9 protein-coding genes are annotated in these 4,804 nt (G+C 58.8%); 1 reads left to right on the top strand and 8 read right to left on the bottom strand.

What is annotated here, in order from left to right:
• The first annotated feature begins 125 nt into the window (after nucleotides 1–125).
• A complete protein-coding gene (locus EOA60_RS19250) occupies nucleotides 126–338 on the top strand; it encodes a hypothetical protein (protein WP_127241874.1) in 213 nt (70 codons plus the stop codon).
• Nucleotides 339–396: 58 nt separating this feature from the next.
• Here EOA60_RS19250 and EOA60_RS39740 read toward each other — a convergent pair whose 3' ends face one another.
• From EOA60_RS39740 to EOA60_RS19215, 8 genes are all read right to left on the bottom strand, one after another.
• On the bottom strand, nucleotides 397–864 hold the full coding sequence (locus EOA60_RS39740) for a hypothetical protein (protein WP_292085587.1): 468 nt from the start codon (nucleotides 862–864) through the stop codon (nucleotides 397–399).
• A gap of 47 nt (nucleotides 865–911) precedes the next feature.
• Nucleotides 912–1,295: a hypothetical protein gene (locus EOA60_RS39735; protein WP_281010227.1), complete on the bottom strand. Its 384-nt coding sequence runs from the start codon at nucleotides 1,293–1,295 to the stop codon at nucleotides 912–914.
• Between the two features lie 106 nt (nucleotides 1,296–1,401).
• On the bottom strand, nucleotides 1,402–2,070 hold the full coding sequence (locus EOA60_RS19240; RefSeq protein ID WP_127241875.1) for a hypothetical protein: 669 nt from the start codon (nucleotides 2,068–2,070) through the stop codon (nucleotides 1,402–1,404).
• Complete coding sequence (locus EOA60_RS19235) at nucleotides 2,033–2,632, bottom strand: hypothetical protein (RefSeq protein ID WP_127241876.1); 600 nt, start codon at nucleotides 2,630–2,632, stop codon at nucleotides 2,033–2,035. Before EOA60_RS19235 ends, EOA60_RS19240 begins: the two co-directional genes overlap by 38 nt.
• The gene (locus EOA60_RS19230; RefSeq protein WP_127241877.1) at nucleotides 2,629–3,375 is read right to left on the bottom strand and encodes a hypothetical protein; all 747 of its coding nucleotides are present in this window, start codon (nucleotides 3,373–3,375) and stop codon (nucleotides 2,629–2,631) included. The genes EOA60_RS19235 and EOA60_RS19230 overlap by 4 nt, the downstream gene beginning before the upstream one ends.
• Before the next feature lie 427 nt (nucleotides 3,376–3,802).
• On the bottom strand, nucleotides 3,803–4,111 hold the full coding sequence (locus EOA60_RS19225) for a hypothetical protein (protein ID WP_127241878.1): 309 nt from the start codon (nucleotides 4,109–4,111) through the stop codon (nucleotides 3,803–3,805).
• Nucleotides 4,108–4,296: a hypothetical protein gene (locus EOA60_RS19220; RefSeq protein ID WP_127215458.1), complete on the bottom strand. Its 189-nt coding sequence runs from the start codon at nucleotides 4,294–4,296 to the stop codon at nucleotides 4,108–4,110. Before EOA60_RS19220 ends, EOA60_RS19225 begins: the two co-directional genes overlap by 4 nt.
• A 4-nt stretch (nucleotides 4,297–4,300) precedes the next feature.
• Nucleotides 4,301–4,804 (bottom strand): hypothetical protein (locus EOA60_RS19215; protein WP_206628165.1); only part of this gene is annotated, 504 nt, incomplete at its 5' end.

Genomic DNA, 4,804 nt, shown 5'->3' with positions numbered 1-4,804 from the left:
CAACAAATGAGAGCGACGCCGTCCCGTGCGGGTGTAAGGTACGGTCGTCGCCCGTACCTCTGACGGCAAACGGGCGCTTGGAAGTCAACTCAGGTGCTTTCGCCCAACTCTGCAGGGAGGAAGCAATGAGCAAGCGCTCTGCAAATTTCATTTCCGCTTTTGAATTCGACGTTATCCGAGAAGCCTTCCGGCGTTCGGTCGTGGAGGACTGTCTTCCGCGAGAACAATGGGAAACGCGCGCGGGTGACCTTGTTCGCAGCTTCGTAGGCGTTGAAGCTCCGGCCGAAGTCCTCGCCGCATTGCTCGATGTGACAGAAAAACAAGGAAGCCCAGGTTAGGTCGGCTCGACGGGCCTCGAAATCGGGGGCAATCTGGGCAGCGACGGTACCGGCGCCGTTAGCAATCGGCTGTGTCGCTTCTTCTCTCGAAGTCCTCCAGTGTCGCATGGCGGAGCGTGTGTTCGCCGCGAAGGAACTTTACCCGGCCGGTGATGCCTGGCTTCACCCACTCGACATCATCGGCGAAGGCGCTGGGCACCCTCTGCGCTGGCTTCGACGCCCTGGCCTCTTGGACACGCTGCCACAGCCGTTCCCTGAGGCCGCTGGGCAGCGTCACGGCTGCTGTGCCGGCATAGCGGCCACCCCGCGCCATGATCGCCGCAGCGGGCTTCCCGGGCTCTCGCTTAATGCCCAGCAGTTCGAAGTCGCCGACCTCCCAGCATTTCGTCTTTACCCAGAAATCCTGCTTGCCACTGCGATAGCTGCTGGTGCGCCGTTTCGACACCATGCCCTCGAGACCCATCTTCTCAACGGCTGCAAAGAAGGCAGCGCCGTTGCCCTCGACATGGTCGGAATACTGGATGATGCCCTTGGCCGGCTTGATCAGATCCCAGAGCCTTGCCTTGCGCTCGATCAGCGGCAGAGCACGAAGTGCTCATCGTTGAGATAAAGAAGGTCGAAGGCGACGAAGGCGAGCAGCTCGGCGTTCCAGGTCATGCGCGAATGCATCTCATGGAAGTTCGGCCGCCCGTCGGGCTCCGGCGCGATCATCTCGCCGTCGATGATGAAAGACTCCGCTGGCAGCTTTTCTGCCGCGGTGACGATCGGCCAGTAGCGCTGGGACCAGTCATGTCCGTTTCGTGAGAATGCCCTCACACCTGCCCAATCGCGGACGAGCTGGGTGCGGAAGCCATCGTACTTGATCTCATGCAGCCAGTCGTCGCTGACCGGAGGCGTCTCGACCTGGATAGGCTCAAGCGGCTTGATGAACTTCAGCCGGTCACCTGCGTTACGCATGCACATTACCCCAACCGCGATTCAAGCCGTGCACGGCCATCCGGTTCCGGAGCATTTTAGCGAAATTGAATGAAGACACCGATCAGAGCGCGCTGGGTCGATCCGACTAGGCTTTCTGACGGTGCGCCGTTTGCTCATCGTTCGCAGTCACTGGCGCATCCACCCCGGTCGGGTTCTCCGCATTCGGCGGCTCTTCCAAGGGGATTGCCTCTAGAAAGGCCCTATGAGCCTCGTCGGCGGCACAGATGTGCTTTCTTGGACCGGAGGAACGGCGCCATATAGCATCAACAATTTTCGTCCGACGCGCGCTCTTCGGCGGGTCTTTCGGAAGATCTGTTTTCTCCCTAAAGACAACGTGACAATGGGCATCTTCGCCCATTTCCGGGGAGTTCTCAGCATAGACCTCATATACGTCATTGGCCGCGCCGGCCGCCGCTGACACGGGGAATTCGTAATATCCCACGTAGTGAACCGTGTCTTCTAACGGGACGATCGCCTGACCTTTTTTCTGTGCCTCCTCTGCCCTTCGCTGGTTGCTATTCGCTGCTGTTCGGCATCCGTACGCGTGTACGTCGCCCTCCGTCGGGAGTTTGGCGCGCCAACCAACCGAAAGAAGCCAGGTCTTGGGCGTGGTCTTTGCTTTGGGCTCTCTAAAATAGAACAGCTTTTCGAAGGCAAAAGATCCCGGTTCGCCTTCCTTGGAGAACTGGGGAAATATGGCACATCTCGCGACGACTTCACTGCTGCCTAACAAAGTCGGTTCCGAATCCGCCATACTGCCCCGCCACTTTCAGAAGCCCCACAATCGACGGTTCGTGCAAAGACGAATGGTCAAGGATTTCGCTCGTTGTTGAGCTTGTCCGGAGCAGCGAGGCGACCCCTTCCGAGACTGTAATATATTGCCGATCAGAGCCGCGCGCCCAGCTAAAGGTCACCGATTCTGAATCGTGTGAAAAGACCTTCGGGACGCCTATCCCCATTATATACAAGAGGGAAAGCGTAAAATGAGCCTCTTCAGCAGTAGCTGCATTGATATGATAGTCCTCATCGACGGGAAGCGCGGCCATAGTCTCGATCGCGTCGTACACGTTGACGAATGCTGCGCGGCGGAGGAGGTCTGTTAGATAGCCGTCAGTAGAGGTCGCCGACGAATAGCGAACGATCCGAGGAGCAGCGTCATACGGCGTCGAAGCTTCGGCAGCAGTGATTGCGCCGGCAGTCAGGATCCCTACGGCCACTCCGAGCACCAGAGCAGAGCTCGCCGTCATAATGCGATGACTGCTTGGAACATCCAGGGGATAAGTTTCACCCTGGAAAAACGGCGTCAGTCCGCTCATTTGACGTCTCCCAGACTCTCAAATCCAACGCATCGCTGCACAACGCTACCCAACTTCTCAAGCACCGCAATCTGACCTCCAGCATCAAACGACTTGCCGAGATTGGGGACCGTATTGATATCTATAAGATAGGTAACAAAGTACGCCAAGCCAATCGGGCCGGGAGTGAGTGGAGCCGCCGCATTGAAGGAGAATTGCTGGTACTGAGCAGTTTCCGCCGTCCATCGAAGAACGCGATTGATATCGTACTGCCCTAGATGAACTGTCTTGTTCAGTTGGAATGAGAGATCAGCGGCGCCACGCAGATTGTTGTTGACGCCGAGGATCCTCGCAAATTCGTCCCCAAAGCCAGCAGGGTCGGGAACCCGCTTCGCTAGCTTCACGATGAAAGACTGTCGGTAGGTGCCGGAGCCCGTGAACTGGCAGAATGTTTTTGCTCGGGTGAGGCCTTCTAAAATCACTGCGAAATCGGTAAAGGCCGGGAAATGGGTGGGGTCGTTCGAAGTCGGTTCAATGAACAAGTCGACCCGACCGGGGACGGCTTGAACTCTAAACTGAGTTGTTCCCTCGGTTGCTGACGCAACGGTGATTGGCACTGGCGAAGCTGGGGGCCGCTGTCTCTGCACCTGATCGGGCATGAGCCCAAAGGTGTTTCGGAAAGTGGCCTCAATTTCTTTTGTAGCCGCTTCCTCCGGCGTAAACCAAGCGAACTGCAACGCATGGATTTCGTTAAAGGTCGACAAAGAATCCCCCACACCGTCGCCGTTTCCCTAGGCGAGTTTGTCCTATTACATCAAGTCGGCATTAGCAAATCATGAGGTTTTAGGCCGCAAGTCGACGTTTTTAGAAAAGCCCGCTGCCGAGGCAGCGGGCCAAGTGGCGAGGAAGTGAACCGGGACTTGTTCACCCGTCTCAGACAACGCGGTGACGTGGTCCATGCCGCCTACTGACGTCTTAACGAGCCGCTACAATTTTATCGGCCGGCGCCGCCTAAGGGATCGGGTAACAAAAAAGAGCCCCACCGGCCGAAGCCGGTGGGCAGACTGGAAATGATGGCAGGCGATTACAAGGGAAGCGCCTGTGCTATCTGAAGGTAGAGCAGCACCCCGAGAGCTCCGGCCAATAGGAAAATCAGACCGGTCAGAACTTCGGAAGCGGTGCGCGGCAGCCTCACGGCTTCGGTCCTTTCAGCTGGTCGACTATCTGCGTCAATGCCAGTAACAACCCCGCAACCGTGAGAATGATCCACATCGATGTGGAGCCCAGCCAGCGCAAGCGCGTCCAGAGTTGAACAACGGCGAACCCAGCTTCGAAATGGTCCTCATCCAGATCGAGGAATTTATCGAGCCTTTCGCGCCGCAGAGGATCCAGCCGGCCGGCCCAGATAAGGGCCTCGCGCTGCTTGCTGTCGAGGCGATCGAGCCAGAGGATCGTTTCCGGGTCGAGTTCGCGAAGACGCTGGGGGAACCCTCCGCTCATTTCACGAGCGCCTGGATGGTATCGCCCTTGGCGTGGTTGAGGCGAACGCAATCGCCAAGCCGGCGGCGATCTTCCGCGTGCAGCCGTGTCTCCTCCTCCGTCGAGACGAAACGATGGGGGATGTCGACGACGCCGAGGCAATCCTGCATCACGCTTGGGTCGACGTGTGCCGTCGGCTTCGGCACCAGGCTATCGACCGATGGCGTCGAGGCGCTCTGACACCCCAGCAGAGATGCCATCAGGCTTGCAGCCAGAAGGATTGGTCGAAACGGGCGGTGCATTGTCTTGGTCCTTCTGCCCGCGCACCAGCTCGGCTATGCGGCCGGCGTCGCTATGCTGCTTGTCGATGTAGGCCTGTGCCGCGGCGTCGATGTCCTGCTGCCGCGTCTTGGTGTCGGCCGCTTGGGCGATGGCGGCGAGCTTGATCTTCTCCTCCCAAATCGCGTCCTCGGCCTGTTGGCCCGCGGCATATGCTCGATCCACGCGACCGCCGACGAGGCCGGTCAGCTTCGGACCGACATAGGGAATGTCGCGCAGCGGGCCGAGCGGCAGGCCCTCGTAAAAGAGGATGATGCCGGCAGCGACGACCAGCGGCAGGCCGAAGCGGCTGGTGCAAAAATTCCAGACCGGGCCGAGGACGGCCAGCACCGGCGCGATGAAAGCGAGCATCATCGGCTTGCGCCAATCATGCAC

This window comes from Mesorhizobium sp. M1A.F.Ca.IN.020.06.1.1 (assembly GCF_004023265.1).
In the GTDB taxonomy this organism is placed as follows: Bacteria; Pseudomonadota; Alphaproteobacteria; order Rhizobiales; family Rhizobiaceae; genus Mesorhizobium.
Note: the sequence above shows the minus strand (reverse complement) of the source record. Positions and strands in the feature narration are given on the sequence as shown.